The organism is Brevundimonas sp. MF30-B (genome assembly GCF_004683885.1).
In the GTDB taxonomy this organism is placed as follows: Bacteria; Pseudomonadota; Alphaproteobacteria; order Caulobacterales; family Caulobacteraceae; genus Brevundimonas.
The window spans coordinates 1,034,088-1,060,153 of the sequence record NZ_CP038440.1 but is presented as its reverse complement, the minus strand read 5'-3'; the positions used below and the strand labels follow the sequence as shown (position 1 = coordinate 1,060,153).

Here is a 26,066-nt window from a genome sequence, read left to right as displayed (position 1 = left end):
AGACTTCGCGGTGCGCGTCGTTGGTCCAGGTTCGGCGGATCATTTGGCCGCACCCGGCCGGCGCGACCCATCGAGGTCCGCGAGCATGTTGCCCAGGTAGTGCTCGGCGACGAGAGTGTCGAAGGGCAAACCCATCGCGCGGATGGTGTTGCAGATGGCCGCGCGGACATTGGCCAGCGCCCGCTCTTTGTCCTCGGGCTCCGAGCCGTTCTCGATCAGATCAAGTTCGCCTGCGGCGACGATCAGCTGATGAGCGACACCGGCTTGCGTCCTGGGGACCGAAGCGAAGGATTCCGTCTCGATGCCGAGAATGTCCTCCAGCGCCGCCTTGGCCTTGGCGCGATTGGCGGGGGACTCCTTCGCGTCATCCACCTGAGCGATCCGCATGAGGCGCGACATCTCGTCGGCCACCACTTCGATCGGGCAGGGTTTCGCCGGCTGTTCGAACGGCACCCTGCCGTACCAAACCGCGTCGATCGCGGCGCCGCGCATGGCCTTGGCCAGAGGGTCCGCATCGCAGATATCGCGGACGTCCTGAACCAGGCGCTCAGCGGCCTGCGCCATCCGCCCGACCTGGCCAAGGCCGATGCCGTAGTCTGCGAACCCGTCCGGCCGCTTGCAGAGATAGAACATGATCCGCTCCGCGTGACCGCAGGCGTTGATCAGTCGGATGGCGTCAGGGCCTTTGATCGCGATCTCGTCAGCGGCGCCCTCTAAGGCGACGGCCTCAGCAACCCAGCTCGCCTTTTCATCGTGGGCGTAGGCGAACGCTGCCGCCTTTTGGGAGATAGCCTCCCACGTGGTCGCTGGCTCTTCGAACAGTTGAGCGCGCGCGGCGATGAAGTCAGCGTGGATCGTCTTGTTGGCTTCATGCTCATCGGAACCGACCGCGACGCTTTCGCGATCGGCCGCGGCGTCGCTCAGAGCCTTGGCTGCGAGATACCTGTCGTAGAGATCGGGCCACGGATTGCTGGGCGCTACATCAGCGTGGCGGATGGATGCCGCTTTGACGCTGCGGAGGGCAGCGGCGGCCTTAGCGGCGGGCCTTTCGGTAGTGGCGGCGTACATCGGCGTCTCCCTGAAGTCGGGAGCATGAGTGCGCCTTTACACGTTTCGTGTCAACACGCTTCGTGTCACATGCCGCCGCCCATCAACACGTGGGCTGTGCGAGGGGTCGCTGGAACGTAGCTGCCCACCACCACAGCAATGATTTCCGGCCAAGCGCCGCCGTCGTCGATGCGCAAAACGTCTTGGTGCGCCGGGTCTGAAGACCTAGGCCGCAAGGCCATCTTACCGTCGATCAAAACGATCTCTTTCAGGGTGGTCTCCCACAGACCCGACCGTTCGCGTCGCGCTACAACGTGGTCGCCCTCTCGAATGCCAGCCTCGACCGCCGGCACTACATAGACCGTCGCGCCATCAGGATAATGCAGGTCCATCGAGCGGCCTACGACGCGCAAGGCGTACACGTTCGCCCGGTTATAGCGGGGGTCATAGAACGGTACGAAGCCCTCTGGCTCAGGTTCATCAGGGATCACCAGATAGGCGCCTGCTTGGATTTGGCCGAGGATCGGGACCATACGCGCGACCGGCGCAGCGTCATTGGCGGCCTGGTCGGCAGCCTCAGGCCCAGCGCCGAACATGAGCCACTCCGGCGTGGTGGCCAGCGCGCGAGCATATTTGACCGCCGCGGGCCTGCGGATCCCATTCTGCCCATTCTCGTGCGCTCTAATAGTCGAGGGCGCCATGCCGGCGCGCACAGCCAGCTGTTCAATCGAGAGCCCAGCATCCGTACGGCGCAGGCGCAATCGTTCGCGAGGTTCCATAGCACTCGCCGTGGCAGAAAACGGATCGTCCGTCATGTTGACGCGTGACACGTTTCGTGTAGCATCGCGCTCATGTTCTTCATTCCGATCATCGAGCGCTTCGGCGTCACCGACCTGGCCGAAGCTATAGGCTTGCCCAGCAAGAACGTCCGTCGCTGGGTCGATCTCGACTCTATCCCGGCTGAGTGGTTCGCCGCCGTCGCCCGAGCCGCAAGGCGGCGCGGCGTTGACGGCGTGACGGTGGCTCATCTCGCTGACGTCGCCGAACGCCGGCGGCTGTCGCGCGCCGAGGCTGCGTGATGCAGTTCGCGGGCCGCCTTGAACGACTGGCGCCCGGCCTCTTCCGCCCACGTCATGTCCCCTGTCTCGCGCGCCGCCACCCGGCACGCCCCAGCCGCCACCCCATGAAGGATCGCCTGCAGCCAAGCGCCGCCCGGCTCCTGCCCCCCGTTTCCTCTGTCCATCTGCAATCCCTCCGCTCTGACGCCGCCAACTTGGCCCGCTCGCCAACCGGCGTCACCGGAAACGCAAAGGCTCCGTTTCCATGCTGACCGCTCGCCGCCTGCCCATCCTCACAAAGCGCCTGATCGACGCATGCGGTGGTCTCGAAGAGGCCTCCAAGGCCTGCGAGGACATGACGCGCCCCTATTCGATCGCGCAGCTCTCGCGCTGCCAGACGGCCGGGTCGGGTTGTTACCTGCCCCTCGACATCATCGCCTGTCTGGAAGCCTACAGCGGCCAGTCGATCGTTGGGCAGGCGCTTCTCGATGCCCGGCCCAGCGCCGCTGAGATCGACTGCCTGATGACCGAGGCCTCGGAAAGCACCGAAGCAGCGGCGTCCTTTCAGTCCAAGGTGCGCCGCGCCATCGCCGACGGCGTCGTCACGCCTGGAGAGCAAGCCGAGCTGGCGCGGGAAGCCGAGACGCTCTTCGCCCAGGCCCGGGACACCGTCGCGGCTGTCGGCAAGCTGACGGTGGCGCAATGACCATCACCGTCCTTCAGGAAGTTCGAGTGGACCGGTGCCCGACCCTGCGCCGCGTTCCGAGGGCGCACGCCATTGTGGAAGCCGCCGGACACGAGCTGGACCTGAATGGCCAGCCGGGGTCGGGCGTTTCGTTTCTCGCCATGGCCGCCGCTGTTCATCTGGCGGCCCTGCTCGGCCCCGCGGCCGGTCGCGCGGCGATGCAGCGTGCGATTGACTACGCCTGCCCCCCGGAGGGCCGATGACGCCCAGCGATCTCCAGTTCAGACCACTGCCGCACAACCTCGAAGCTGAGTCGGCGCTGCTCGGCATCCTGCTCTTCGACAATGAGAAGCTGGAGGCCATTGGCGGGCAGCTGCGTCCGGAGCACTTTCACGAGCCGTATCATCAGGCCATTTTCCACGCCCTCCGATCAGAAGCAGGCGCCGGGCGCCTGGCCGATCCGACCCTGATCGCCGGGACACTGGTCAGCCATCCGGCGCATCAGGACTACGGCGGATACAAGTACCTTGCCGCTCTGATGGAGAAGTCCCCGCCGGCACCCGCCGCCCGGGATTACGCGCGCCAGATTTACGACCTCGCGGTCCGCCGCGATCTTTCACGCCTGGGTGACAGCCTGAAGGTCCAGGCCCACAACTTCGACCAGACGGCCGTGGCGCACATCGCCGACGCGGAAGGGGTTCTGTTCGGGCTCGCTGAGAGCGGCGATAAGGCTCAGGCCATCGTCCCATTTGCCGCCGCCTCCGCCCGCGCCGTCGCTATGGCCGAGGCCGCCTTCAAGCGCGACGGCAAGCTCTCGGGCATCTCGACCGGCCTGGTTGATCTGGACCGCAAGCTCGGCGGTCTTCACCCTTCTGATCTTCTGATCCTCGCCGGGCGCCCGTCGATGGGCAAGACGGCGTTGGCGACCAACATCGCCTTCCATGTGGCGCGGTCCTACGTCTGGGAGCCCGATGACGGGGCGCCGAGCGGCCGTCGGACTGTCGATGGCGGGCGCGTCTTCTTCGGCTCCCTTGAGATGAGCGCGGAACAGCTGGCGGCCCGAATACTGTCCGAGCGCAGCGGCGTCCCTGGCGACAGGATCCGCAAGGGGGAGGCCGACGCCCACGAAATCCGGCTCTATGCCGATGCCGCCACCGAACTGAGCAGCATCCCCCTGTTCATCGACCCGACCGGCGGGATCAATATCCAGAAGTTCTGCGCCCGCGCGCGGCGCCATCATCGCCAGCACGGGATCGACCTGATCGTCGTCGACTATCTGCAGCTGATGACCACTGACCTGGCCGGTGGGAACCGCACCCAGGAGGTCGGCATCATCACCGGCGCGCTCAAGGCCTTGGCCAAGGAGCTGAATGTACCGGTGCTGGCCCTGTCCCAGCTGTCGCGTCAGGTCGAGCAGCGGGAGGACAAGCGGCCGATGCTGTCGGACCTGCGGGAGTCGGGCTCTATCGAGCAAGACGCCGACTGCGTGATGTTCGTCTACCGCGACGCCTACTATCAGGCCCGCAAGGAGCCGCGCGAGAACACTCCCGAGCACTTGGCCTGGTCCGACGAGATGGCCCACGTCGACGGTCTTGCCGAGGTCATTGTCGGCAAGCAGCGGCACGGCCCCATCGGAACGGTCCGCCTCTCATTCGATGAGGACACGACCAAGTTCGGCAACCTCGGCCGAGACGATCGCTACGGACACACGCCCAGCCTTTCGCGCGAGCCGGTCTACTCTTTCGCCGGTGGTGGCCAATGACCGCGCCGTTGACCCCTCCTGGCTGCGATCTGCGGGACTTCCCCAAGCTGATGATCGACGTTCCGCGCCTGTTCGCGAGCACGTTCAACGCCACGGCTTCGCGCAATCCGCTGGCTTGGATGATCGGTCACAAGCTCTGGTATCGCTCATGGCATCAGGTGCCGGCCGGAAGCTTGCCCGCCGACCCCGACGACCTGTGTCACCTCGCAGAGCTTGGCTTCGACCGAAAGTCATTCGACAAGGCCAAGGCTCTCGCCATGCGCGGCTGGGTCGAGTGCGAGGACGGCCGCCTTTATCACCCGGTGGTGTGCGAGGTCGCCCTCGAAAGCTGGCAGGAGAAGCTGCGCCAGCGCCTGGCCAGCGGCAACGGCAACGGCAAGCGGTGGGGCGTCGCTTTTGACCCAGCGCCTCTGGCCGCTGACCTCGAAGCCCTGATCCAGTGCCTGGAGCGACTGAACCCGCAGTCGAAGGCCATTATGAAGGCCCGCAAATCTCTCGCTGGGATCGCTGCTGGCATCCCACTGGGACGAACAGGCGATCCCAGTGGGATAGAAGCGGCGTCCCACAGGGATGACCAAAAGCCCGGAATATTGTCCCAAGAGACAGGGACAGGGACAGGGACATTAAAAGAGAAAGATATTGTCTTCGCCGAGCCGAAGACGCCGACGCCGCTCGGCGATGCCGAGACCCCCAAGGCACGCCGCCAGCGCACTGTCGGCCCGCCCGAGTTTGAGGCGGCCTGGGCGGCGTACCCGCACGTCGAGGGCCGTTCGTCGAAGCCGGAGGCGCTGAAGCACTGGCGGGCGCTGCCCGACGAGGAACGCGCTGGACTGCTGGACGCCATCGGCCGGTTCAAGCCGAAGGTGGTCGAGGTCTGCGGCGGCAAGGGCGCGCCAGACATGGCCCGCTGGCTCAAAAGCGCCAAGCACCTGGGGTTCGTCACGGCGGCGTCGGCGTTACCGACGCCAACCTTCGACGGCCCGCCAGAGGTCTTTGCCTCGGTGGCCAGGGCCGCGGGCGAGGACTTCGCCCAGAAGTGGCTGCCCCAGTGCCGGTACGACGCCGAGAACCGGCGCCTGGTAGCGCGCAACGCCTTCGCCGCGAAAAAACTCAGGGCCGAGCTGGGCGCGTGGCTGACCGAGAAGCGCGTGACCGTGACGATCTTCGAGGCGCCCGCGCCAGATCAAGAGGCCGCCTGATGGGTAAGGGATCACACACCCGTCGAGCGAAAGTCCGGCGCAATGAGCGCCGCGCTCAAGCCGCCGCTGCCTCTCGCGCTGCCGCTCGCGCCGTCCGGGTGGCCGAGGCGCCACAGGCCCCGCGCCCCGTCGACCCGCTGCTCGACGTTGCGCACCTGCACGTCTCTCCGGCCGACGTGATGGCTTCCGGAGTGCGGACCGAGCCCATGCGGTGGTGCATCGCGCGCACCGGGGTCATGGCCGAGCGCAAGGTGCTCACGGCCCTGCGTGAACGGCGGATCGCCGCTTACATGCCGATGAACAGGTTCTACCGCCGACCGCGCGGCGTGAAGATCGAGACCATGCGCCCGCTGCTGGTGGGCTACATCTTCATCGGCCTGGCGCCCCACCAGGCGGTCTACGACCTCACGCAAGTCGACGGCATCGAGGGCGTGCTCCAGACTGACGGCCGCACTGCGATCATCAGCCCCTGGTCGGTGGTCCAGATCGCAGCGATGGAGGCAGCCGGGATCTTCGACCACACGACGTCCAAGCGCCCGGCCTACTGCAAGGATCAGCTGGTCCGCGCCGTTACCGGCTGGGCGACCGGCCATTCGGCCCGGGTCGTCGAGATCGCGGACGGAAAACTGATGGTCCGGTTCGAGGGCGTGTTTCGTGCCGAACCGATCCCGATGTCCGCCGATCACTTCGAGCCTGTGGACGAGAGCGAGGCTGCGTGATCGCACATCTTGCGGTTTCCAGCGAAGCGCCCCATAGATGCTGCAAGGCGACGGCACGGGCAACGCGACCCGGAACAGTGCTCCACCGCAGGGGCCGGCTAGACCTTCGGACAGGCAACCGCTCAGCGGCCCGATCCGACCCAATCCGGAAATGCGCCCGAATCGTGCAACGGTTTCAACCGTGAGTGCGCAGCCCATCATTCGCTTCGAAGAACCGCCCGGTCCCGACTTCGTCTCGGCCTTCCGCGAGCACGTACGGCAGACCGCAAGGCCAGAGACCTTCCCAGGTGTCACCCAAACTGGGTTTCCCCGAGATGGGCGGGTTGAGGTGCTGTTTCGGCCCATCTCGGTGAACGACAAGGCGCGCGGCGGCAGTCGGGTGCCTTGCCCCATTTGCAGCACGGCCGCCGGAAAGTGGCTGTCGAACGGAACGCTGATCTGGTGCGAGGACACTGAGGCGGTCTACGTGATAGGCCCCGACTGCTATACCAGTTTGGATGGCGGTGACCGGATCAGTTCCGCGATCAACGCCTACAACGTCGAGGAGCAGGAGCGGCGCCGAGCGCGAATCCTCGCTGACATCGCGACATTGGCTCCCGATCTCATTTCCTGGGCGACGGCTTCAAAGGCCGCAGCAACTGCGGCATCCAAAGCGCAAGCTGGTCTCAGACAGGCGCTGCCACGACTTCGATCCACGATACACCGCGTCCTTAAGGCGAATGACTCAGTGACCGCGACCTTCTATGCGGATGGTCAGTACCGTACGGAGACCATCGGCAAGATCGCGGGGCGCGACTTCCTGATCGGGCAATGGGATCTAGCGACAAAGCTCACTGCGGCGATCGGCACCCTCCAAGCGCTGGCCAGGGATGCGAGTCCAGATGCACGCGTCTGGGCTGATGGCCTGAGCCCGACGGCCCGCAAGGCGAGGCTCGGCCAGGCAAGAGCGGCAGTGACCGACCTTGAGAAGGTGAGCAGCAGCCTCTTGGCCGCGTCCCAGTTCCTTGCAGCCGACAACATTCGCAGGCTGGCAATTTGGTCTGTGAAGGGTCCGCCTACCGAGTTTTCGGTCAACCACACGGCCAGCAAGGTCGTTCTGACGGTGGACGGGAAGAGCTGGGAAGGGCCCGTAGGCATAAAGCCTCCAGTCTCGTTGCCTGAAGGCCTCAGAGCTATGCTGTCCTGACAGTCAGGCGCCTCGCGGCGGGATGGACAGCCAACCGTCCTCGTTCAGCTTGATCGGCACTCCAATGCTCTCGAGGTGCTCCAGCAGCCGAGGATGCTGACTTGGAACCAGACCATCCCAGTTCTGATCGATACAACGGTCGCAGGCCCGGATTTTCCAAGGCCCGATGGCGCGGCCCTCATATCGGTGCGGACCGAACCGGAATGGCCGCTGGCACAAGAAGCAGTCGAACATGAACTTAGGGTCGTGGGTCATTGATGCCCTCTCGAGTTGAGACCTAGAGCCTGCCTCCGACGATCAGGCCTTTCAACGCACGGACGCGACTGTCCCCGCTCTGCTTCGGCATCGGGCTTTGAGACCTGCCTCGGCAGGCCGCCGGATTGATCACCGGCGAACGTCATCACGAGCGAGAGCGCCGGCGTAGCTCAGCAGAGATTGAGAGCGCGGGGCTGCGGGTAAGCGGAAGCGACAACCGTAGCGTCGAGGTCGCGGGTTCGAGTCCCGCCGTCGGCCTCTCGTTTGTGATCCTGATTACAGGCTCTGAGATGCGGCAGCGCCGTCCGCTGTTCCTCCGCGTCGTCGTGGCGGTGATTTCCTGATCGTAGCCACTCGCTCGTCATCAAGAATGACATGCGCTGCGTATCCGCTGGAGTGGGTGCGCAGCAGAGCTTCAGCCTCGGCCTCAGCCTCTTCCAGTGTTTCTGCGATCAGCGGCTCCATATGCGGGACCGACAGGATCGACGACTCGATGAAGCAAAAGTAGGTCATGTCCTCCCTCGCTAAATGAGGGGGGAAAATACAAAAAGCTGGGATGGGCGCCAAGCCTCGGCCAGCTACCGCCAGTCGCCCCCTCCGACCCGACACCGTCGACGCATTGCGAGCGGGGCCTGACCGGGCGAGGCCGCATCCACCTGACCAGCGCCCTCGGGCGTCAACGCCGGCGTCGACGGGGCTGCGGCCACGGACGGCCATGGCCAGGGACACCCGGACATCACTGGAGACGCTGATGGCCACACGCCCGCCGGTCATCGGAGCGTCGCCCCTCCTGGTTCAACAGCGCAAGGTCGCCAAGCGCAAAGCGGATAGCCGCCGCGGCTCGGCAGCCAGCCGCGGATACGATGCGGACTGGCGCCGCCTCCGGGCCGCTTTGCTCCAGGCCAACCCGCTGTGCCTGTTCTGTGAAGAGGCCGGCATAGTCGAGGCTGCCACGGTCGCTGACCACATCATCAGCATCGAGGACCGGCCTGACTTGCGCCTCGTCTGGTCCAACCTGCGTCCGCTCTGCAAGCCATGCCACGACCGGCGCACCGCGCGGGATCAGGCCTTTGGCGGCCGGGGCGCTCGCTGGCCCGACTGGCTTCGGCCCGCATCGGTTCCGCTGCACATCGTCTGTGGTCCGCCCGCCTCGGGTAAGTCGACATGGGTTCGGGAGAGAGCTGGGCCCGACGACCTGGTCCTCGACCTCGACGTGATCGCCTCCCGCCTCTCGGGCAAGGGGCAGCACAGCTGGGGAAGCCAATGGCTGGACCCGGCGCTGAGAGAGCGCAACGAACTGCTGGGCCGCCTGTCCCGCACGCCCTGCTCCTGGCCCGCCGCCTGGCTGATCGTCTCCGAGCCGAAGGCCGAGCGTCGCCAGTGGTGGAAGGACACCCTTAAGCCCGCGTCCATCACCGTCATGGAGACCGACCCCGCCGTCTGTCGCGCCCGCCTGCGCCTCGACCCAGAGAGGACAGACGCCATCGACGGCATGGGCCGCGCCATCCTCCGATGGTGGGCAGCCTATGAGCGGAGGGTGGGCGACCATCAGGTCGTCACCCGCCCCTGACCCGCGACGACCCCCAGATGCGAGCGGATCGCATCAGAGGGGAGGGGGGAGGTCAATCTTTGGGCGCGAGCGCCTGGGGACCGGCGGGCGGGGACGAAAAAAGACGCGTGCGAATGAAACATTTCGGAGGCCCCGAAAAATGCAGAAAGGTCATCGCCGCCCTGCTCTGCCGGGTCAGAAGGAGGCCCGCGGGACCGCTCGCCCGAGCCGCGACACTGGCGTCAAGGTCATGGAGACCATCTCGCCTGCGCTCTCGCTGAAGCCGCCGCCACTGCCCGACGAGGTCGCCGAGGTCTGGGCCGACTACGTCAACGAGGCCATCGCGCACGGCGCGCGCCAGTGCGATGCGGAGAGCTTCGCGGAGTGGTGCTCGATGGCGGCGAACCTGCGGAAGTGCCGGACGGCGGAGGAACCGGCGCCGGCCAGCTACGTGGCGCAGTTCAGGATGCTGGGTGAGCTGTTCGGCCTGGCCGGGCCGAAGTCGCGGCTGGTGAAGCCGGCCGACAACGGCAAGCCCGCCAACCCGTTCGCGCGGAATGGCCGCGCGAATTAAGGGCCACGGTGCCCGAGATTACGCTGGCATCGCGGAGCGCTGGGCCAAACAGGTCGACACTGGGAGGGTTGTGGCCTGCAAATGGGTCAAGCTGGCGTGTCGTCGGCACCTGGCCGATCTGGCGCGCGCGAAACGGGATCGCCGCTGGGGCTACGTCTTTGATCGTTGGCACGCCGACGACGTGTGCGACTTCATCGAGAAGCTGCCGCACGTCGAGGGCGTCTGGGAGACGCCGAACATCCGGCTGGAGCCGCCGCAGATCTTCATCCTCGTTGCGGTGTTCGGCTGGCGCCGCCGCGACGACGGGTGCAGGCGTTTCAGCTACGCCTACGTCGAGATGGCCCGGAAGGGGGCCAAGTCCACGCTCACGGCCGGGGTCAGCCTCTACTGCCTGACCTGTGAGGGCGAGGTCGGCCCGCAGGTGGTCATCGGCGCCACGACCGGCGCCCAGGCCGGCAAGGTGTTCGACCCGGCCCGGAAGATGGTCGGCAAGAGCCCGGACCTTCGCGAAGCCTTCGGGGTCGAGGCCTGGGCCAAGTCGATCACCTGCAGCGACAACGGCGGTTACATCCAGCCGATCAACTCCAAGGGCTCGACGCAGGACGGTCATAACCCGCACCTTGGCGTGCTGGACGAGCTTCATGCTCACCCGACCCGCGCCCTGTTCGACGTGATCAAGTCGGCCTTCGGCGCGCGCCAGAACCCGCTGATGTGGATCATCACCACGGCCGGCTTCAAAACCAACGGCATCTGCTACGAGCAGCGGACCTATCTGACCAAGGTGCTAGAGGGCATCTTCGAAGCCGACCACTACTTCGGCATCATCTTCACGCTGGACGAGGAAGTCCTAGACGAGACCGGCGCCGTCGTGACGCCGGCCGACGACCCCTACGATCCGAAGGTCTGGGTCAAGGCCAACCCGATGTTGGGCGTGACCCCCAGCATCGCCTTCATGAATAAGGAGGCGGCGGACGCGAAAGCCTCGCCCTCGGCCGAGGCCAACTTCTTCACGAAGAACCTGAACCGCTGGCTGGGCGCCGCGTCAGCCTGGCTGAACATGACGGCGTGGCGCGCCTGCGCCGACCCTGCCCTGTCTTGGGAAGACTTCGACGGCCTGGATTGCTGGATCGGCGCGGACCTTGCCGACAAGGACGACATCACCGCCCTGGTCCTGTGCGCCTTCGACAAGCAGGGCCGGCTGATCTTCAAGCCGATCTTTTGGCTGCCCAGCGCCGTGCTGGACCAGCCCGATCATGCCCAGGGCGACGGCCCCGCCCCCTATCGGACCTGGGTCGACCAAGGCCACCTGCAGCTGACCGAAGGCGACTGGGTCGATCATGACGTGATCGAGGCCCAGATCAGGGCCTGGATCGAGCGCTACTCCGTCCGCAGGGCGACCGGCGACCAGTTCGCCGCCTTCCAGCAGATGGCCAGCCGGATCAACAAGGATCTGGGCAATCCCGACGACCCGGTCGCCGCGATCCTGCCGAAGAACGCCAGGAACCACACCGACCCGGCCAAGGAGATCGAGGCTCGGGTGAAGGCCGGGCCCAGCAAGCTCCGGCACGACGGCAATCCCGTCATGGACTGGATGGCCTCGAACGTCGTGGTCACGAAGAAGATCGACGGGACGATCCTTCCGAAGAAGGAGAGCCCGGATTCCCCGAACAAGATCGACGGCATGGACGCGCTCGTGACCGGGCTGCACCCGGCGATGAGCGTCCTCGCACAGGAGCAGCCGATGAAGAGCTATCTCGAAACCGGTGAGCTGATCATCCTCTGATGGCGTCCTGGACCCTTCCCAGCTGGCGCGGCATCTGGGGGCGCATCCGTCGCCCCTCGGTCGTCAACGGCCGCGAAAGCTCCGGCACGCGTTCCAAGGTCTCGGTGACGCCCGAGACCGCCTTGCAGGTGACTTCGATCCTGTGCGCCGCCCGCGTCATTGCGGAAGGCGTGGCCCAGGTTCCGCTCAAGCTCTATGACGAAAAGAACGACCCCAACGGCCGCACCGTGCGCTCGCCGGCGCGGGATCACGCCCTCTACAAGCTGATCGCCTACCAGCCGAACGACTGGATGACCTCGTTCGAGTTTCGCGAGACCCTGACCCTGCATGCGGTCCTGGCTGGCAACGCCTATGCCTTCATCAATCGCAGGGACTCAGACGGCGAGGTCCGGGAACTGATCCCCATCGCCCCGGATGACATCAAGGTCATCGTCGAGGAAGACCGCAGCGTCCGCTACGAGATCAACCTGGGCGGCGGCCAGTTCACCAAGGTCGAGCGGGAGAAAATCTTCCACCTCAAGGGGCCGTCGTGGGACGGCGCCATCGGCCTCAACATTGTGAGCCTCGCCCGAGAAGCCATCGGCCTGGCCACGGCGCTGGAGCAGTCCCAGGCTGATCTGTTCGGCAAGGGGGCAAGGCCGTCAGGGGTTCTCGCGACTGAGACGCCGGTCGGGGACGAAGCCGTCCAGAAGATGCGCGTGCGCTGGAATGAGCGTTTCGGTCCCGGCGGCGATGGCGGTGTGGCGATGCTCGACGGGAACTGGAAGTTCACGTCCCTCAATATGACCGGCGTGGACGCCCAGCAGCTGGAGACCCGTCGGTTCCAAATCGAAGAAGGCTGCCGCGCCGTGCGTGTCTTTCCGCAGATGGTCATGCAGTCCGACAAGGCTTCGACCTTCGCTTCGGCCGGGGCCTTCTTCCAAGCCCACGTCATCCACTCCATCGCGCCCTGGACCGAGCGCTGGGAGGGTGCGCTGAAACGCGACGTGGTGCGCTGGGAAACCAAGGACGTGGACGTCTGGCCGCGGTTCATCCTCGACGGTCTGATGGAGGGCGACCCCGACAAGCGGTCGGCCTTCTACGCGAAGATGGTCAACATGGGCGCGATGAGCCCAGACGAGGTCCGCGAGGCCGAGAACCGGAACCCCCGCGACGGCGGCGACGAGTTCCTGAGCCCCCTGAACATGCGCCTGGGCGCCGGCGACGCGCCGAAGGAGACCAACAATGCTGGAGCATAAGGCTATCGGCCTGGCCGACGCGACCATCACCGACGAGGGGATCATCACCGGCTACGCCTCGCTGTTCGGCCAGCGCGACGACGGCGGCGACACGGTGGTGCGCGGCGCGTTCACGAAGACGCTGGCGATCCGCGCTGGCCGGCCCATGCCCATGCTTCGCGAGCATGAGCCCCGCGACGTGATCGGCGTCTGGACGGATTACACCGAGGACGACCGGGGCCTGCGCGTGAAAGGCCAGCTGGCCCTCGACGTGCAGGACGGGCGCGAAGCCCACGGCCTGATAAAGATGGGCGCCCTCGACGGTCTGTCCATCGGCTACAAGACCCTGCGTTTCGAGCGCGACGGCGAAGGCCGACGCCTGACGGAAGTGCGCCTCTTCGAAACGTCGATCGTCACTTTCCCGATGCTGGGCACGGCCCGCATCGACTCCGTCAAGGCGGCCGAGATGACCGCCAACGAGATCGAGGAACGGCTCACGCGCGGCGCTGGGCTTTCCCGAACGGTCGCGCGCGCCCTGATGCGCTCCGGCCTCCCCGCCATCCAAGCCAAGCGTGACGCTGGTGACGGTGCGGTCAACCGGATGGCTCACGCCGTCCTCTCCGACCTCAAAGCCATCAACAGGAGCTGAACCCATGGCTTATGATGCTGAAACCCAAGCCCTCGCCGACGAAATCAAGAGCGAGGTGAAGTCGACCTACGAGAAGGTCGACAAGAAGACCGAGGATCTGGCCCAGGTCATCGATGAAATCCGCAAGGCCGTCGAAGGCAAGGCGGACACGACCGATCTGGAAGGCCGCCTGAAGGACTTGCAGGTCGAGGTGAAGAAGGCCGTCGACCTGGCCGACGAGGTGGACAAGAAGGCGTCTCGCCCTCGCGGCAGTGACATCGAGGGCAAGTCCGCCGGCCAGATCGCGTCAGCCTCCGAGCAGTTCAAGGCGATGCAGCAGGCTCGCCGCGGCTCGACCGGCCGCATCGAGATGAAGGCCATCACCCTGGCCAACACCTCGGTCTCCGGCCAGACCGTCCAGGCGCTCGGCCAAGCGCAGCGCGTCGGCCTGGTCGGCCTGCCCCAGCAGCCGGTCACCGTCCGGTCGCTGCTCGCCCAGGGCCGAACCAGCCAGTCGGCCGTGGAATATCCGCGCATGACGGGCTTCACCAACGCCGCCGCGCCCGTCGCGGAACTGGCGCTGAAGCCCGAGTCGAACATGCAGTTCAGCATGGAGACGGTGCCCGTCCGCACCATCGCGCACTGGGTGGCCGCCTCCAAGCAGGTGCTGGACGACACGCCGATGCTGGAGAGCATAATCGACGGCCAACTGCGCTACGGTTTGGCGGTCATCGAAGACGCGCAACTGCTGCTGGGCGACGGGACCGGCCAGAACCTCGAGGGCATTATCCCTCAGGCGACCGCGTTCAGCGCCACCGGCATCCCGGCCGGTTCGACCAGCTTCGTCGACCGACTGCGCTGGGCGAAGTTGCAGGCCCGCAAGGCCTTCCTGCCGGCCGACGGCGTCGTCCTGAATCCGGAAGACTGGGCCAAGATCGAGCTGCTGAAGGATGCGGACGGCCGCTACCTCTACTCCGCGTTCACCTCCGGCGCCGAACAGCGTCTGTGGGGCCTGCGCGTGGTCGAGAGCGACGCCATCGCCGCCGGCTCCTTCCTCGTCGGCGCCTTCGCCACCGCCGCCCAGATATGGGATCGCGAGGACGCCGGCGTCGAGGTCTCGACCGAGGACAAGGACAACTTCGTTCGCAACGCCATCACGGTGCGCGCCGAAGAACGCCTGGCCCTGACGGTCTACCGCCCGCCGGCCTTCATCACCGGCGCCCTGGCTGCCGCCTGATCCACCTGAAGACGGGGCCGGTTCGCCGGTCCCCGTCTATCCGCCTGAGGAGGGCGACATGACCGAGAAGACCGAGAAGACCGAAGACGGCAAGATCGAGGTGACCGCGCTGAAGCAGCACCTCAACGCCGAGGGTTCGCACGTCGAGGGCGACCACTACCGCATCCAAAAGGCCTACGGCGAGAAGCTGATCGCCAAGGGCACCGTCGCCGCCGGGCATCTGGACGCCAAGGCCGTCAAGGCGGCCCAGGCCAAGACCGGCGCGCCCGAGAACAAGGCCGTCAAGGCGGCCGAGACCAAGGCCTGATCCATGAGCCTCGTCAGTCTGGAACAGGCCAAGGCCAATCTGCGAGTGACTGAGGCGAACGAGGATCAGTTCATCAGGGATTTGATCGAGGCGGCTGAGGCCTACATCGGCCGCCTCACCGGGCGTGCCTTCATCGACGGCGAGGACCACCCGTCGGAACTGCGTCAGGCGGCGCTTCTGCTCATCGCCATGTGGTTCCGAAACCGCCTTCCGGTGAACACCGGAAACCTATCCGTGACCGAGTTGCCGTTCGGCGTGAATGCGCTGCTCGCTCCTTTCAGGGACATCAACCCATGAAGCCTGTCGAGTTCGCGAAGGCCTGGCGCTGGCCCACCAGCGCGACTTCCTACGAAGAATATCCTGCCGGATTCAGCGGCGAGATCAGCAACGACCGCGCCGTGGCGGCCGACCGGGCCGGCGTCCTGAAGGCAGAGCCCAAGGCGCCGGCCTCGGGTAAGTCCAAGGCCGCCTGATGGACCCCGGCGAGTTCAACAAGCTGATCGATCTGGTCAGGCCGACCGGGACCGGGAGAGATGCGGCCGGAGCGCCTGTCCAGACTTCGCAGCTGGTGGCCCGTGTCTGGGCCAAGGTCGCCTTTCCGGGCGGCAAGGAGTTTCTCGCAAACTCCGGCACCGACACCTCTCGCCGGGGCGTGTTCCGCATCTACCCCCGACCCGTCGACCTTTCGATGAAGATCATGTTCGACGGGTCGGACTGGGACATTCAGGACGTCCGCCCATTCGACGATGTGGTCGAACTGCACGCGGTCACCCAGCAGGTGCCCGGCCCTCAGTGAAGCCCTTGGTCAAGCTGGAGGGGTTCAAGGAGATGGACGTCGCGCTGGGCGAGTTCAGCAAGGCGACGGCCCGCAACATCCTTCGCCGCGCCGGTCTAGCTGCGCTTGAGCCTGTCGCCGAGGTCATGAAGGACAAGGCGCCGAAAAGACGCGAAGACCTACGTGACGCCATCCACACCGGGACGAAACGGCAGAAGGGCTCCAAGAAGCACTTCCCGGAAAGCAGCACGGTCGAAACCTACGCGGGCGTATCAGTGGTCGGAGGCGGCATGCCTCCGCAGGCGATCCAGCAGGAGTTCGGCAACGAGAACCACGGGCCGCAGCCTTACGGCCGTCCCGCCTGGGATCAGGAACAGCGCCTCACCCTTGAGCGGGTGAAGGATTCGCTGGGTTCGGAGATCGATAAGGCGCGCGCCCGCGCGCAGCGCCGGGCCAAGCGTGCCGGGAAAGGCTGACACATGGAAGAGGCTCTGCGCGCCCACCTCGCCGCAAATACTGCGCTGACGGACCTCGTCGCCGATCGTATCCAGTGGGGCGTGCGCGAAGGCGCGCCGTCCTTGGCGCTCCACCTCATTGATGCGCCGCCTGATTGGCATCTGGGCGGCCCGAGCGGTCTGGTCATGGCGCGGGTCCAGGCGGACGGCTGGGCCGTCACCTTCTTGGGCTCAAAGGCCATCGGAGAAGCCTTTAAACAGGCCCTTCCCAGCATCGGCGCCGTGATCGGCGGGATGAAATTTCAAGGGGCGGTGGTCCTCGACGAGGAACGCGGCCAGTTCGGCGACGCCCCCAACACCCTCTTCCGCACCCGGATAGACGTCCGGGTGTCCTTCAGCCCGACCTCATAAAGGAGAACGTCATGGCTGCTTCTGAAGCGACTATCGGCCTTGGCTCGGCCTTCCTGCACCGCACGTCGGCGGCCGGCGTGACGCCGGCGGTCTACGCCGAGGTCGGCGAGGCCGTGTCCATCACCCCGCCGAACCCCACCCGCGAGACGGTGGATGTGACCCACCTGAAGAGCCCGAACGGCACTCGCGAGTTCAAGGGCACGCTGCGTGACGGCGGCGAGGTGAACGTGATGTTCAACTTCACCCCGGCCGCCTACGCCAAGGCGTCGGCGCTGTTCCTCGACGACAATGTCCAGGGGTTCCGCATCGACTATCCGGACGGCTCGACCGAGGACTTCGACGCAATCGTCACCGGCAAGCCGGGCGAAGCGATCGAAGTCGACAGCGTTCGCCGCTTCTCGCTGCCGATGAAGGTCTCTGGCCTGCCGGTCTACACGGAGGCCTGATCGAATGGCAAAATCGATCAAGGGCGAGGTGCCGTTCCAGGCTGGCGGGAAGGACTATACCTTCCTGCTGGACCTGAACGCCCTCTGCGAGGCCGAGGCCCACGTTGCAGGGTTGATGGACGGCGACGCCGACCTGAGCTCCGTCCGGTCTATCCGGGCGGTGTTCTGGGCGGGCCTCATCCAGCACCATCCCGGCCTTACCGTGCATGACGCCGGCCGCGTAATGCAGGATTTGGGCCTGAAGGAAGCTGCGGCTCTCGTCGTCGACGGCATGAAGGCGTCCTTTCCAGCCGGAGGGGAGGAAGACGCCTCCCCTCAGACGGCTCCCGGCAAAGCTGGGACTGGGAAGTAGCGCTCACAGCCTGGTTCCGGACCGGTCGTCCTGAGGCCGAGTTCTGGTGCCAGACGCCCAGAACCTTCGCGCTGGTCCTGAAGGCCTTTCGAGACCTTCAGGACCACGCGCATAAGGAAATGGCCTGGGCGGCGTGGACGACTGCCGCTTTGGGGCGCGTCAAGCGGATGCCGTCTCTGGAGGACATCACCGGCGAGAAGGTCCAGGTCGCCTTGCAGTCGGCAGATCAGATGAAGGGTGTCTTTGCGGCCATGCGCGAGGCGCGTCACTGATTGGGGGCTCAGCGGTGGCGCAGCTGATCGGTGTAGTCCCTGCCGTCGAAGACACCGCTTCCGCAGAACCCATCGACCATAATCGTCCCTGATCCCTCGCCGTCCATGTACACGGACGAAGAGCCGTCGCTGTGGAAAACGGCAAAGCGCGTCCAGCCACTGTACGCGCCCATCCTGTTCTTCGCGTTGACGTTTCCGCAGAGCACCATGTTGTTCCCGCGGACCTCCCGAAACCGAGCAGACGGATAGTCGAGCAACCGCTCATCGAGCGCCGCGCGAGCGGCTGCGAGCTGGGCGGTCCCTGGGCCAGGCACAGTCTGCTGGGGGGCAACGAAGGCCATCAGGCCGGCGGCGATCAGAAGCGATTTCATCTCTCTATTCAGAACCAGCCGGGCGCGCCTGGCAAGGAGGCCATATGAGCGCAGCCACGATCGGCGCGTTGAAGGTCGTCCTCGGCCTGGATGCGGCCGCCTTTGAGGGTGGCCTGACGGCGGCCCAGAAGGAGCTCCGAAAAGCCGGGAAGGAGTTTCAGAAGATCGGCAAGGAGATCGGCGACCTCGGCAAAACGATGTCGACGGCGATCACTCTGCCGGTTCTTGGTCTCGGCGTGGCGGTCACCAAGACGGCCGCCGACTTTGAAACCGCCATGAACCGCGTCTCGATCTCGACTGGCGCGGCTGGCGACACCTTCCGCCAGCTGTCTGACCTGGCGCGCGAGATCGGGCGGGAAACCGTCTTCAGCGCCAGTACGGCGGCCGACGCCATCGACATGCTGGCCAAGAGCGGCGTGTCCGTCGAAGACATCCTCGGAGGTGCCGCGCGCGCGGCGGTGGATTTGGCCGCCGCCGCAGGTACCGAGCTTGACCCGGCTGCCGCGGCGATCACCGACAGCATGGCGCAGTTCAAGCTGACGGTCCAAGACCTGCCCCGGATCGTGAACGGCATCACCGGCGCCGTGAACGAGAGCAAGCTCGACTTCGGCGACTTCACTCTCGCCATCGGTCAGGCTGGCGGCGTCGCGGCGAACCTCGGCGTTACGTTCGAGGACTTCAACACCGTCTTGGCGGCCACCAGCCCGCTGTTCGCCTCCGGCTCGGACGCCGGCACATCGTTCAAGACCTTCCTGCAGCGCATGGTCCCGACGACCAAGCAGGCCGCCGCCATGATGGAGCGGTACGGCCTGACATTCCATGACGCGACTGGCGCGATGCGCCCGATGGCCGACATCGCTCAGATGTTGCAGGACAAGCTCGGTGGCCTTTCGGACAAGGCGAAGACCGAGGTGCTCAGCCGCATCTTCGGCACCGACTCCATGCGGACCGCCATCGCCTTGATGGACCAGGGCGCGGCCGGGCTGGACAACATTGCTGCACGGATTGAGGCGACCGATGCGGCTGCCCAGTCCGCCAAGCGGATGGAGGGTCTGGCCGGCCAGCTCGAGCAACTCGGCGGCGCGTTCGAAGAGGTCGCCATCGCCATCGGCAACAGCGGCCTGCTGGACCTTGTGACTAAGGTGGTTCGGGCTCTTGCCGAGGGCCTGGAGCGTGTCGCGGCCTTCAGCCCGCAGGTTCTGCAGTTCGGAATGATCTTCGCTGGTCTGGCCGCTGCCATCGGGCCCGTGCTGATCGTGGTGGGCCAGATGGTGTCCGCGTGGGGCACCCTCATGGCGGCTTTCGGCGGAACCGGCGTCCTGGCCAGCATCGTGCCCCTGCTCGGACCGATCGGGATCGCCGTTGCTGCCGTCGCGGCGGCCTTCCTGATCTGGGGCGACCAAGTCATTCCGGCGCTCAAGGCCTTCGGCAGCGCCGTGATCGAAGCCGTCGGACCTACGATCATGCCTGTCATCGAGGCTGCCAAGACAGCCTTCGTGGAGTTCGGCAGGCTCATCGGTCAACTGCTTGGCGGCGAGAGCGGCGATGTCGTCCCGGCCCTCCGCTTCTTCGGCCAGATCGTCGGAGAGGTTTTCGCGGGGGTGATGGAGGTCGTGCGCGGCCTGTTCGAAGCGCTTGGCCACGTCTTCCGAGCCATCGGCGCGCTGCTGCGCGGCGACTGGTCGACGATGTGGAACGCGCTTGGTTCGGCAGTCGCCAGCGTGCTGGGCGGGATTTGGCGCGCATTCGAGACGGTGGCACCGAAGACGGTCGAAGCCATGCGCCGGCTCTACGACGGCGTGAAGACCTGGCTTCAGGATCGTCTCGGTTCAATCCTCAACTGGGTGAGCAACAAGGCGAAAGAGGTCGGCGACGCTTTCTTCACGCTCTATGACCGCGTCGTTGGAAACAGCTACGTGCCGGACATGGTCGAAGAGATCGGCCAGTGGATGGGCAAGCTTCAGGAAACGCTCGTCGATCCTGCCGAAAAGGCCACCAAAAGGGCTGGCGACGCTTTCGCCGACCTACAGCGCCGCGTGCAGGGCATCATGCGGGACCTGCTGACTGATCGCGAGAAGCTGGTTTTGGAGTTCCGGAAAGAGAGTTCGGATCTAGACGAGGCTGAACGATCCGGCCGCTTCGATCCGCAATTCCTGGCTGAGGCGCGCCGGCGCCTGAACGCAAAGTTTGCCGAAGACAGTGCTGGCCTCGACGCTGAGGGGCTATCGATCCGGCCGCTGTCTCGTCTCACGCCTATCGGTGATAATCCCGGCATTCAGCGCCTCAACGAGGCGATGGAGCGGATGAAAAAGGCCATCCACGACGCTCGCGAGGACTTCGCCGACAGCTTCGCCTGGGGCATGGAAAGCGCTCTCCGCGGCGACTGGAAGGGACTGCTGGAGGGGCTCCTCGGCGACGCCTTCCGCAATGGGCTGAAGGACATCGGTCGCTCGCTGTTCGACAGGTCTGGCAGCGGCGCCGGCGGCTTCAACCTCGGCAGCATCGGCAAGACCATCGGCTCGTTCTTCAGCCGCATTCCCGGCTTCTCGACAGGCGGGTCGTTCAAGGTCGGCGGCGCCGGCGGGATCGACAGCAAGCTCGTGTCGATGCGCCTGACGCCCGGCGAGATGGTGAACGTCCGACGTCCGGGAGAAGACCTCGGGCCAACGGGTGCGACCTACGTCATTCAGGGCAACCTGCTCACGCCGGAGTTCTGGCGTCAAATCCAGGCGGAAACAGGAGGGGCTGAGAACCGTGCTTACGGCCGATCCATGGCTGACGCCCCGAAACTGACGATGAGCCAGACCGCCAAACAGCAGGCCTCTGCGGTCGGACGAAAGAGACGATAGATGCCTCATATCCTACCGTCCTCACCGGGGCCGTCGTCGATGACGCCCCGGCCGATCTTCGCGCGTAACGAGACCCGCCCGGCCTATGGCGGTTCGGTCGGGCGCAATCTTCGCCCCGGCACCCGTTGGGCCTGGGATATCGACATGCCGGCGATGACCTATGTGCAGGCGCTGGCGTTCGACGACATCCTTTCCGAGGACGAAACGGTCGTCATCGACATCCTTCAGCCCGGTCTTGTCATAGGCAATCCTGGCGCGCCGCAGATCAACGGCGGGAGCCAGCTGGGCCGGACGCTGAACCTCAAGGGTCTGACGCCCGGCTATGTGCTGCGGAAGGGCCAATGGCTGTCGTTTCAGGTCAGCGCACAGTGGTTCGCCTACAAGACGAGTGCTGCGGCGACCGCCGATGGTTCGGGCAATGTCGCCGTGCCGCTGCGCACGATGATCCGGGTTCCGCCGGCGAATAACGCCGCGGTCGCCATCGCCGCTCCGAAGGCTGAGGGCTGGGCCACGGTTGACCCTGAAAGCCTTCGGGTCGGGGTGGATCAGCTGGTCTGGCTGCGCTTCACCGTCGAGGAGCGGGAGTAGTGGACAGCGCAGCGATCGCCGGCCGGTCCGGCAAGGCCGTCTGGCTGACCCAAATCCTCCGCTGGACCACGAGTGCTTTCACACTGCGCCTCACGACAGGCGGGGTTGTGGTCTGGGGTTCGGAGGTCTTCCTGCAGAGAGACCCGACCTACGGCGTCCTGGCCGATCTGCCGCCTTTCGAGGACGGCATCGACAACCAGACCACTCGGGTTGACCTGGGCTTCTACCCGGACGGTGAGGCCGCCCTGGCCGCCATGGCCGGCAATGAGCATCAGGGCTCGCGGATCGAGGTCTTCGACTGCGCCATCGATCCGGATACCGGCGCCCTGTGGGGTGAGCCGGACGAGCTTTTCTCCGGTGAGGTGGACTTTGCCCGGTTCGTCATAGGTGAGCGCAACGAGCTGATCCTGGAGTGCGAAACCGAGGACGCTCTGTTGAACGAGCCGAACGAGGACCGCCGACTGTCAGACTCCGCTCACCGCGACATCTGGCCGGGGGAGCTTGGGATGAGCCATGTCACCGGCGTCGGGCGGAAGATCTACTGGCGCCAGAACCCGCCATCGGGAATGAGCGGCGGAGGGAGTTACGGCGTGCCCGGCTCCGGTCCAGGGTTCGGCAATTCCCTATGACCAGAAGCCAATACCGACCCGCCCGCGCCCGCATGCGATTGCGAGCCGCGCAGGGCTGCATCGACCGTTTCCGGGGCAAGCCCTACGAGCCCGGCAAGCGAGACTGCTGCATGATGGCTCTGCACGCGCTGCGCCAGATGAATGTCCGCGTCCCCTTCTCCCGCAAGCTCCGCTACCGGTCGGAAGCCGAGGGCCTGAAGGTGCTTCGATCCCTCGGCTTCAAGACCCTGTTTGAGACCCTGGACAGCCTCGGTCTACCGCGCATCGCGCCGGCCATGGCGGGGGTCGGGGACATCGTGGCTTTGGAGTGCGGACATCGGTTCGGCTCGCTCGCCATCTGGCTGGGAAACGGCACAGCCCTGACCTTTACCGAAGAGACCGGAACGGCCGAAATCATGACCGACATCACCGGCTTTGCCCGGGACGAGAGCGGCGACCCGATGGCATGGAGGGTGATCGATGGGTAAGACCCTGAAAACCGCCGGCGCCATCATCGGGGGAGCCGTCCTGATCGCGACCGGTGTCGGGGCCATCGCTGGGCTTCAGGTCACCGCCATCGGCATCGCGGGCATCGGCACCGCGAGCATTTCCAGCCTTCAAATGGCCAGCGCCGGGCTGATGGCTGTCGGCGGCCTGCTGGACAAGCCGAAGTCTCAAGCCTCTGCAAACCCGACCGACTGGACGTCTAACCCCGATCAGCCAACGCCCTTCCTCTTTGGCCGGATGGGCGTCACCGGCAAGATCATTCACCGGGACGAGTGGGGTAAGGACAACCACGCGCAGAGCTTCGTGCACGTCTTTTCCGGCGCTGGGCCAGTCCGCGCGTTCGTAAGCTTCTCGGCCGATGATGTGCCGATCACGTTCGCGTCCAATGGGGGATCAGCAACCGGCTCGCGCAATGGGCAGATGTATCGGTCGTGGCGCCTTGGCGCGCAGCCCGACACGGCGCTGTCTCTGCCGCCCATGTCCGGCCCAGCCATGCCAATGTGGGGCGCAGCCTACAGGCTGTCTGGCAAGGCATGCGATCTGTGGACCCTGACGCAAGACTCCAAGCTCAGCGTCTATCCGGGCAATGCGGAGCCCAAGCCGCTGTCGGTCATCGACGGCATCTACGGCTACGACCCTCGCTACGACAGCACTTATCCCGGCGGCATGGGCGCGTGCCGGCTCGGCGTCCGTTCGACCTACCTCTGGATCGAAAACCCCATCATCGCGGCCCTGAACTGGTCGTTGGGCATGGTGGAGAATGGCAAGATCGTCGGTGGCGTCGGCGTCTCGCCGCGCGGCATAGATTTCCCGGCCTTCGTGGATGCGGCCAACACCGCTGACGCGAACGGCTGGAAGATCGCGGCTTGGCCCGACACGTCTGAGGACGTTTCGTCGGTGCTAGACCAGATGCTGCAAGCCGGCGGCGCCGTGCGCGCCAGGCACGCGGGCAAGATCAGCTGCGTAAGCCGAGGGGCCCCGCGCCCATCCATCGTCACCATCACCCGCCAAGATACTGCGGGCGCGATCGAGCTTGATACCGGGGCGAGCCGCTTCAACCGTCTAAACACCATCACGCCTAGGTTCATGAGCGCGGCGCACAAGTGGCAGGCGACGCCGGCCGCGCCGGTGAGCTTTCCGGCTTATGTGACAGAGGATGGTGGGCGTCGGTCCGACCTGATCGACTATCGTTTCGTCCCATCCGTGAAGCAGGCGGCGGAGTTGGCTGCCTACGACATCCTGGACGCGCGCGAACCCTTCAGCGGGACGATCCCGCTCAAGCCGCACCTGCGTCAGCTGAAACGCGGCGACTGCTTCACCATCAACGAGCCCAACTTCGTGCTGAACGGCGTGAAGTGCATAGTGTTGAGCCGGGGATACGATCCGAAGACCGGCATCGTCCGCGTCGCCTTCCGTTCCGAGACAGATAGCAAGCACCCACTGGCGCTCGGCAAGACGACTGAGCTGCCGGCATATCCGGACCTTACGCCGCCGGACCCGACCTTCGTCAGCCCGCCCGAACCCGGCGACGTGACGGTCACGCCTCGGCCCCCGGTGCCCGGCGGTCAGGTGCCCGGCTTCGACCTGTCGATCGTCGTCAGCAACCCGACCGTCACGACAGTGCTAGTCGAGTTTTGGGAAGTCCCCGACGGCACCGATCCCAACACGCCGCCGCCGGCCATCGGCTGGAAGTCCGCAGGAATCTGGCCTCCGACCACGACCGATGTCCCTATCAGTGTGGAGCCTGGACGGTGGTATTGGATCGGGCTGACCAACCGACGCGGCGATAGCTCTTCTGCGCGAGTCGTGGACGGCCCCCACCTGTCCCCTGGCCTTGTCGCTGGAGACCTGATCCCTACCGCGCCTTCTCTGGTGGCGCTGGAGGAAGAACTCGCCGCTCTGGAGGCGCTTCAGGCCAGCGAGACTGTTCTGAGGGAGCAGGCGGACAGCCTGATCATCGCGCGGTCCGCCTCGACGCCGAACCTCGTGAGAAACGGAGGTGCGATCGAGGGAACCGAGGGTTGGCATGTCAACTCTGGCGGTCCCCTCAGCGTCGCTCACGGCTCGGCCCAGGGCAGCATCTTCTTCGGCACCGGATCCTATGTGTCGGACGTGATCCCGTGCGGCCCCGGTGATGTGAAAGGCCTGTCGATCGACACCGAGTTGAGCGGGGGCTTCGCCTATCTCAGCTTCCTTCCAAGCTTTCAGATCGCGCAGTTCGTCTCGTTCAACACAGGCAGTTGGACCCGCAAGCGATCGACGTCGGCTTTCCCTGCGCCCGAGGGCACCACAGGCGTTCGCGTCGTCATCGATACGCAGGGGGTTCCGGCCTACTGGTCCAGGGTCAAGGTCAACAGCGGCCCGGTCGCCACGGACTGGAGCGATGACGCCACCCAGCGTGACCTGGCCGCGAGCGTTTCAGAGCAGCGCCTGGCCATTGTGGATCTCGAAACCGGCCAGGCGCTCGCCAAGTTCGAGCTGATCGCCGCCGCGTCTGGCGGAAAGCCCGCCCGCTTCCGGCTAGTGTCGTCCAGCCTCGGCTCAGCAGCCGCCATCGATGCGCCCTTCATCTACTGGGGCGACAACACCGTCTTCGATGATGCGACCGATACCCTTCAGACCACCATCGGCTCCCTACGCCGTGTGCTGGCGCTGGGCTCACCGTTCGGCGCCGCCAGCAACCTGCTGGAGTGGTGGGGGCCGTCGTCCATCGCCCTGAGCGCCATGACCACGGCGAACGGCTTGAACGGGCGGATGACGAACTCGCCCTACGTCTTCGACAACACCAACGTCACCAGCATGGACCGGGCGCCGGTAACGAAGCCTCTGGAGGGGTTCATCGGCCTTAGCGCCTCGACAGCCTGGCAGTCCACCTACAGCGTCACCTCACGCATCCCGGTCAATCCGTATCTCGACTTCGACCTGTCTCTGTTCGGGGGGAGCTTCGCGTCAGAGTCGGGCTCCTGGAACGGCGAGGCCCGTTGGCTGGAATACGACCTCTCGGGCGGGGCCGTCATCGCTGGGTCCACGACCAGCTTCGGCGCCACCTGGGACAGCAGCGGCACGATCTGGACGGGCCTGATCGGCTTCGACGGGCTGCTGGGCGCCAAGTCCGGCCCGAACATCACATACGAACTCCAGACGCGCCGCCTGAGCGGATCGGCCGTCGCCGCCAGCGACATCGCCATCAACGGCACGCTGCGCGCTTCTTCCACCACGTGAGGAC

General features: G+C 65.8%; 32 protein-coding genes. 27 read left to right on the top strand and 5 right to left on the bottom strand.

Annotated features, from left to right (window positions below):
- Nucleotides 1–39 precede the first annotated feature (39 nt).
- Together E4M01_RS05335 and E4M01_RS05330 are read right to left on the bottom strand one after the other, a co-directional pair.
- A complete protein-coding gene (locus E4M01_RS05335; RefSeq protein WP_135061882.1) occupies nucleotides 40–1,068 on the bottom strand; it encodes a hypothetical protein in 1,029 nt (342 codons plus the stop codon).
- A gap of 65 nt (nucleotides 1,069–1,133) precedes the next feature.
- Complete coding sequence (locus tag E4M01_RS05330; RefSeq protein ID WP_167765261.1) at nucleotides 1,134–1,862, bottom strand: LexA family transcriptional regulator; 729 nt, start codon at nucleotides 1,860–1,862, stop codon at nucleotides 1,134–1,136.
- A 36-nt stretch (nucleotides 1,863–1,898) separates the two neighbouring features.
- On the opposite strand from E4M01_RS05330, the gene E4M01_RS14275 reads away from it, so the two are divergent.
- The 7 genes from E4M01_RS14275 (at nucleotide 1,899) to E4M01_RS05300 (ending at nucleotide 7,656) form a co-directional block, all read left to right on the top strand.
- Nucleotides 1,899–2,126, top strand: coding sequence for a carph-isopro domain-containing protein (locus E4M01_RS14275; RefSeq protein ID WP_167765263.1), 228 nt, complete (start codon nucleotides 1,899–1,901; stop codon nucleotides 2,124–2,126).
- 244 nt (nucleotides 2,127–2,370) lie between these two features.
- Nucleotides 2,371–2,811: a hypothetical protein gene (locus E4M01_RS05325; protein WP_135061884.1), complete on the top strand. Its 441-nt coding sequence runs from the start codon at nucleotides 2,371–2,373 to the stop codon at nucleotides 2,809–2,811.
- Nucleotides 2,808–3,053, top strand: coding sequence for a hypothetical protein (locus E4M01_RS05320; RefSeq protein WP_135061885.1), 246 nt, complete (start codon nucleotides 2,808–2,810; stop codon nucleotides 3,051–3,053). The genes E4M01_RS05325 and E4M01_RS05320 overlap by 4 nt, the downstream gene beginning before the upstream one ends.
- A complete protein-coding gene (locus E4M01_RS05315; RefSeq protein ID WP_135061886.1) occupies nucleotides 3,050–4,552 on the top strand; it encodes a replicative DNA helicase in 1,503 nt (500 codons plus the stop codon). Before E4M01_RS05320 ends, E4M01_RS05315 begins: the two co-directional genes overlap by 4 nt.
- A gap of 50 nt (nucleotides 4,553–4,602) precedes the next feature.
- A complete protein-coding gene (locus E4M01_RS05310; RefSeq protein ID WP_135061887.1) occupies nucleotides 4,603–5,751 on the top strand; it encodes a hypothetical protein in 1,149 nt (382 codons plus the stop codon).
- 98 nt (nucleotides 5,752–5,849) lie between these two features.
- Nucleotides 5,850–6,470 carry a transcription termination/antitermination NusG family protein gene (locus E4M01_RS05305; protein WP_135061888.1) on the top strand — a complete coding sequence of 207 codons (621 nt, stop codon included), beginning with the start codon at nucleotides 5,850–5,852 and terminating at the stop codon, nucleotides 6,468–6,470.
- A 37-nt stretch (nucleotides 6,471–6,507) separates the two neighbouring features.
- Entirely contained in the window at nucleotides 6,508–7,656 is a 1,149-nt protein-coding gene (locus E4M01_RS05300) for a hypothetical protein (RefSeq protein ID WP_135280316.1), read from the top strand.
- A gap of 3 nt (nucleotides 7,657–7,659) precedes the next feature.
- Here the strand turns inward: E4M01_RS05300 and E4M01_RS05295 are convergent, their stop codons facing one another.
- Together E4M01_RS05295 and E4M01_RS05290 are read right to left on the bottom strand one after the other, a co-directional pair.
- Nucleotides 7,660–7,911 (bottom strand): hypothetical protein, encoded by a 252-nt coding sequence (locus E4M01_RS05295; RefSeq protein ID WP_135061890.1) that lies wholly within the window; start codon nucleotides 7,909–7,911, stop codon nucleotides 7,660–7,662.
- Nucleotides 7,912–8,187: 276 nt separating this feature from the next.
- Nucleotides 8,188–8,424, bottom strand: a complete 237-nt coding sequence (locus E4M01_RS05290; protein WP_135061891.1) for a hypothetical protein — start codon at nucleotides 8,422–8,424, stop codon at nucleotides 8,188–8,190.
- Between the two features lie 238 nt (nucleotides 8,425–8,662).
- Here E4M01_RS05290 and E4M01_RS05285 point away from each other — a divergent pair, with 238 nt between their 5' ends.
- The 15 genes from E4M01_RS05285 (at nucleotide 8,663) to E4M01_RS14265 (ending at nucleotide 17,917) form a co-directional block, all read left to right on the top strand.
- The gene (locus E4M01_RS05285; protein ID WP_135280315.1) at nucleotides 8,663–9,481 is read left to right on the top strand and encodes an AAA family ATPase; all 819 of its coding nucleotides are present in this window, start codon (nucleotides 8,663–8,665) and stop codon (nucleotides 9,479–9,481) included.
- A 229-nt stretch (nucleotides 9,482–9,710) separates the two neighbouring features.
- Nucleotides 9,711–10,034: a hypothetical protein gene (locus tag E4M01_RS05280; RefSeq protein WP_135061892.1), complete on the top strand. Its 324-nt coding sequence runs from the start codon at nucleotides 9,711–9,713 to the stop codon at nucleotides 10,032–10,034.
- Entirely contained in the window at nucleotides 10,018–11,817 is a 1,800-nt protein-coding gene (locus E4M01_RS05275) for a terminase large subunit (RefSeq protein WP_135061893.1), read from the top strand. The genes E4M01_RS05280 and E4M01_RS05275 overlap by 17 nt, the downstream gene beginning before the upstream one ends.
- Entirely contained in the window at nucleotides 11,817–13,055 is a 1,239-nt protein-coding gene (locus tag E4M01_RS05270) for a phage portal protein (protein WP_135061894.1), read from the top strand. Before E4M01_RS05275 ends, E4M01_RS05270 begins: the two co-directional genes overlap by 1 nt.
- Complete coding sequence (locus E4M01_RS05265) at nucleotides 13,042–13,683, top strand: HK97 family phage prohead protease (RefSeq protein ID WP_135061895.1); 642 nt, start codon at nucleotides 13,042–13,044, stop codon at nucleotides 13,681–13,683. Before E4M01_RS05270 ends, E4M01_RS05265 begins: the two co-directional genes overlap by 14 nt.
- A 4-nt stretch (nucleotides 13,684–13,687) precedes the next feature.
- Nucleotides 13,688–14,899 carry a phage major capsid protein gene (locus E4M01_RS05260; protein ID WP_135061896.1) on the top strand — a complete coding sequence of 404 codons (1,212 nt, stop codon included), beginning with the start codon at nucleotides 13,688–13,690 and terminating at the stop codon, nucleotides 14,897–14,899.
- Between the two features lie 58 nt (nucleotides 14,900–14,957).
- Complete coding sequence (locus E4M01_RS14270) at nucleotides 14,958–15,206, top strand: hypothetical protein (RefSeq protein WP_167765265.1); 249 nt, start codon at nucleotides 14,958–14,960, stop codon at nucleotides 15,204–15,206.
- A gap of 3 nt (nucleotides 15,207–15,209) precedes the next feature.
- On the top strand, nucleotides 15,210–15,503 hold the full coding sequence (locus tag E4M01_RS05250; RefSeq protein ID WP_135061897.1) for a head-tail connector protein: 294 nt from the start codon (nucleotides 15,210–15,212) through the stop codon (nucleotides 15,501–15,503).
- The gene (locus E4M01_RS05245) at nucleotides 15,500–15,679 is read left to right on the top strand and encodes a hypothetical protein (RefSeq protein ID WP_135061898.1); all 180 of its coding nucleotides are present in this window, start codon (nucleotides 15,500–15,502) and stop codon (nucleotides 15,677–15,679) included. The genes E4M01_RS05250 and E4M01_RS05245 overlap by 4 nt, the downstream gene beginning before the upstream one ends.
- Nucleotides 15,679–16,002, top strand: coding sequence for a phage head closure protein (locus E4M01_RS05240; protein WP_135061899.1), 324 nt, complete (start codon nucleotides 15,679–15,681; stop codon nucleotides 16,000–16,002). Before E4M01_RS05245 ends, E4M01_RS05240 begins: the two co-directional genes overlap by 1 nt.
- Nucleotides 15,999–16,457 (top strand): HK97 gp10 family phage protein, encoded by a 459-nt coding sequence (locus tag E4M01_RS05235; protein ID WP_135061900.1) that lies wholly within the window; start codon nucleotides 15,999–16,001, stop codon nucleotides 16,455–16,457. Before E4M01_RS05240 ends, E4M01_RS05235 begins: the two co-directional genes overlap by 4 nt.
- Nucleotides 16,458–16,460: 3 nt before the next feature.
- A complete protein-coding gene (locus tag E4M01_RS05230; protein ID WP_135061901.1) occupies nucleotides 16,461–16,847 on the top strand; it encodes a hypothetical protein in 387 nt (128 codons plus the stop codon).
- An 11-nt stretch (nucleotides 16,848–16,858) separates the two neighbouring features.
- Nucleotides 16,859–17,293, top strand: coding sequence for a phage tail tube protein (locus E4M01_RS05225; RefSeq protein WP_135061902.1), 435 nt, complete (start codon nucleotides 16,859–16,861; stop codon nucleotides 17,291–17,293).
- 4 nt (nucleotides 17,294–17,297) lie between these two features.
- Nucleotides 17,298–17,645 carry a hypothetical protein gene (locus E4M01_RS05220; RefSeq protein ID WP_135061903.1) on the top strand — a complete coding sequence of 116 codons (348 nt, stop codon included), beginning with the start codon at nucleotides 17,298–17,300 and terminating at the stop codon, nucleotides 17,643–17,645.
- Between the two features lie 119 nt (nucleotides 17,646–17,764).
- Complete coding sequence (locus E4M01_RS14265) at nucleotides 17,765–17,917, top strand: hypothetical protein (RefSeq protein WP_167765267.1); 153 nt, start codon at nucleotides 17,765–17,767, stop codon at nucleotides 17,915–17,917.
- Between the two features lie 8 nt (nucleotides 17,918–17,925).
- Here the strand turns inward: E4M01_RS14265 and E4M01_RS05215 are convergent, their stop codons facing one another.
- Nucleotides 17,926–18,288, bottom strand: a complete 363-nt coding sequence (locus E4M01_RS05215) for a hypothetical protein (RefSeq protein ID WP_135061904.1) — start codon at nucleotides 18,286–18,288, stop codon at nucleotides 17,926–17,928.
- A 44-nt stretch (nucleotides 18,289–18,332) separates the two neighbouring features.
- On the opposite strand from E4M01_RS05215, the gene E4M01_RS05210 reads away from it, so the two are divergent.
- Genes E4M01_RS05210 through E4M01_RS05190 form a run of 5 tightly spaced genes read left to right on the top strand, consistent with a single transcriptional unit; the run spans nucleotide 18,333 to nucleotide 26,062 of the window.
- On the top strand, nucleotides 18,333–21,137 hold the full coding sequence (locus tag E4M01_RS05210) for a phage tail tape measure protein (protein WP_135061905.1): 2,805 nt from the start codon (nucleotides 18,333–18,335) through the stop codon (nucleotides 21,135–21,137).
- Nucleotides 21,138–21,725, top strand: coding sequence for a hypothetical protein (locus E4M01_RS05205; RefSeq protein ID WP_135061906.1), 588 nt, complete (start codon nucleotides 21,138–21,140; stop codon nucleotides 21,723–21,725).
- Nucleotides 21,725–22,354 carry a hypothetical protein gene (locus tag E4M01_RS05200; RefSeq protein ID WP_135061907.1) on the top strand — a complete coding sequence of 210 codons (630 nt, stop codon included), beginning with the start codon at nucleotides 21,725–21,727 and terminating at the stop codon, nucleotides 22,352–22,354. Before E4M01_RS05205 ends, E4M01_RS05200 begins: the two co-directional genes overlap by 1 nt.
- Nucleotides 22,351–22,821, top strand: a complete 471-nt coding sequence (locus E4M01_RS05195) for a hypothetical protein (RefSeq protein ID WP_371682914.1) — start codon at nucleotides 22,351–22,353, stop codon at nucleotides 22,819–22,821. The genes E4M01_RS05200 and E4M01_RS05195 overlap by 4 nt, the downstream gene beginning before the upstream one ends.
- Nucleotides 22,814–26,062 (top strand): phage tail protein, encoded by a 3,249-nt coding sequence (locus tag E4M01_RS05190; RefSeq protein WP_135061909.1) that lies wholly within the window; start codon nucleotides 22,814–22,816, stop codon nucleotides 26,060–26,062. Before E4M01_RS05195 ends, E4M01_RS05190 begins: the two co-directional genes overlap by 8 nt.
- The last annotated feature ends 4 nt before the right edge of the window (nucleotides 26,063–26,066 follow it).

Coding starts and splice junctions, on each gene's coding strand:
- E4M01_RS05325 (WP_135061884.1), top strand. CDS start 2,371: ATGCTGACCGCTCGCCGCCTGCCCATCCTCACAAAGCGCCTGATCGAC.
- E4M01_RS05190 (WP_135061909.1), top strand. CDS start 22,814: ATGGGTAAGACCCTGAAAACCGCCGGCGCCATCATCGGGGGAGCCGTC.
- E4M01_RS05230 (WP_135061901.1), top strand. CDS start 16,461: ATGGAAGAGGCTCTGCGCGCCCACCTCGCCGCAAATACTGCGCTGACG.
- E4M01_RS05320 (WP_135061885.1), top strand. CDS start 2,808: ATGACCATCACCGTCCTTCAGGAAGTTCGAGTGGACCGGTGCCCGACC.
- E4M01_RS05315 (WP_135061886.1), top strand. CDS start 3,050: ATGACGCCCAGCGATCTCCAGTTCAGACCACTGCCGCACAACCTCGAA.
- E4M01_RS14270 (WP_167765265.1), top strand. CDS start 14,958: ATGACCGAGAAGACCGAGAAGACCGAAGACGGCAAGATCGAGGTGACC.
- E4M01_RS05245 (WP_135061898.1), top strand. CDS start 15,500: ATGAAGCCTGTCGAGTTCGCGAAGGCCTGGCGCTGGCCCACCAGCGCG.
- E4M01_RS05335 (WP_135061882.1), bottom strand. CDS start 1,068: ATGTACGCCGCCACTACCGAAAGGCCCGCCGCTAAGGCCGCCGCTGCC.
- E4M01_RS05215 (WP_135061904.1), bottom strand. CDS start 18,288: ATGAAATCGCTTCTGATCGCCGCCGGCCTGATGGCCTTCGTTGCCCCC.
- E4M01_RS05330 (WP_167765261.1), bottom strand. CDS start 1,862: ATGACGGACGATCCGTTTTCTGCCACGGCGAGTGCTATGGAACCTCGC.
- E4M01_RS05300 (WP_135280316.1), top strand. CDS start 6,508: ATGCTGCAAGGCGACGGCACGGGCAACGCGACCCGGAACAGTGCTCCA.
- E4M01_RS05280 (WP_135061892.1), top strand. CDS start 9,711: ATGGAGACCATCTCGCCTGCGCTCTCGCTGAAGCCGCCGCCACTGCCC.
- E4M01_RS05220 (WP_135061903.1), top strand. CDS start 17,298: ATGGCAAAATCGATCAAGGGCGAGGTGCCGTTCCAGGCTGGCGGGAAG.
- E4M01_RS14265 (WP_167765267.1), top strand. CDS start 17,765: ATGGCCTGGGCGGCGTGGACGACTGCCGCTTTGGGGCGCGTCAAGCGG.
- E4M01_RS05290 (WP_135061891.1), bottom strand. CDS start 8,424: ATGACCTACTTTTGCTTCATCGAGTCGTCGATCCTGTCGGTCCCGCAT.
- E4M01_RS05295 (WP_135061890.1), bottom strand. CDS start 7,911: ATGACCCACGACCCTAAGTTCATGTTCGACTGCTTCTTGTGCCAGCGG.
- E4M01_RS05250 (WP_135061897.1), top strand. CDS start 15,210: ATGAGCCTCGTCAGTCTGGAACAGGCCAAGGCCAATCTGCGAGTGACT.
- E4M01_RS05195 (WP_371682914.1), top strand. CDS start 22,351: ATGACCAGAAGCCAATACCGACCCGCCCGCGCCCGCATGCGATTGCGA.
- E4M01_RS05275 (WP_135061893.1), top strand. CDS start 10,018: ATGGCCGCGCGAATTAAGGGCCACGGTGCCCGAGATTACGCTGGCATC.
- E4M01_RS05205 (WP_135061906.1), top strand. CDS start 21,138: ATGCCTCATATCCTACCGTCCTCACCGGGGCCGTCGTCGATGACGCCC.
- E4M01_RS05240 (WP_135061899.1), top strand. CDS start 15,679: ATGGACCCCGGCGAGTTCAACAAGCTGATCGATCTGGTCAGGCCGACC.
- E4M01_RS05285 (WP_135280315.1), top strand. CDS start 8,663: ATGGCCACACGCCCGCCGGTCATCGGAGCGTCGCCCCTCCTGGTTCAA.
- E4M01_RS14275 (WP_167765263.1), top strand. CDS start 1,899: ATGTTCTTCATTCCGATCATCGAGCGCTTCGGCGTCACCGACCTGGCC.
- E4M01_RS05265 (WP_135061895.1), top strand. CDS start 13,042: ATGCTGGAGCATAAGGCTATCGGCCTGGCCGACGCGACCATCACCGAC.
- E4M01_RS05270 (WP_135061894.1), top strand. CDS start 11,817: ATGGCGTCCTGGACCCTTCCCAGCTGGCGCGGCATCTGGGGGCGCATC.
- E4M01_RS05310 (WP_135061887.1), top strand. CDS start 4,603: ATGATCGACGTTCCGCGCCTGTTCGCGAGCACGTTCAACGCCACGGCT.
- E4M01_RS05225 (WP_135061902.1), top strand. CDS start 16,859: ATGGCTGCTTCTGAAGCGACTATCGGCCTTGGCTCGGCCTTCCTGCAC.
- E4M01_RS05210 (WP_135061905.1), top strand. CDS start 18,333: ATGAGCGCAGCCACGATCGGCGCGTTGAAGGTCGTCCTCGGCCTGGAT.
- E4M01_RS05260 (WP_135061896.1), top strand. CDS start 13,688: ATGGCTTATGATGCTGAAACCCAAGCCCTCGCCGACGAAATCAAGAGC.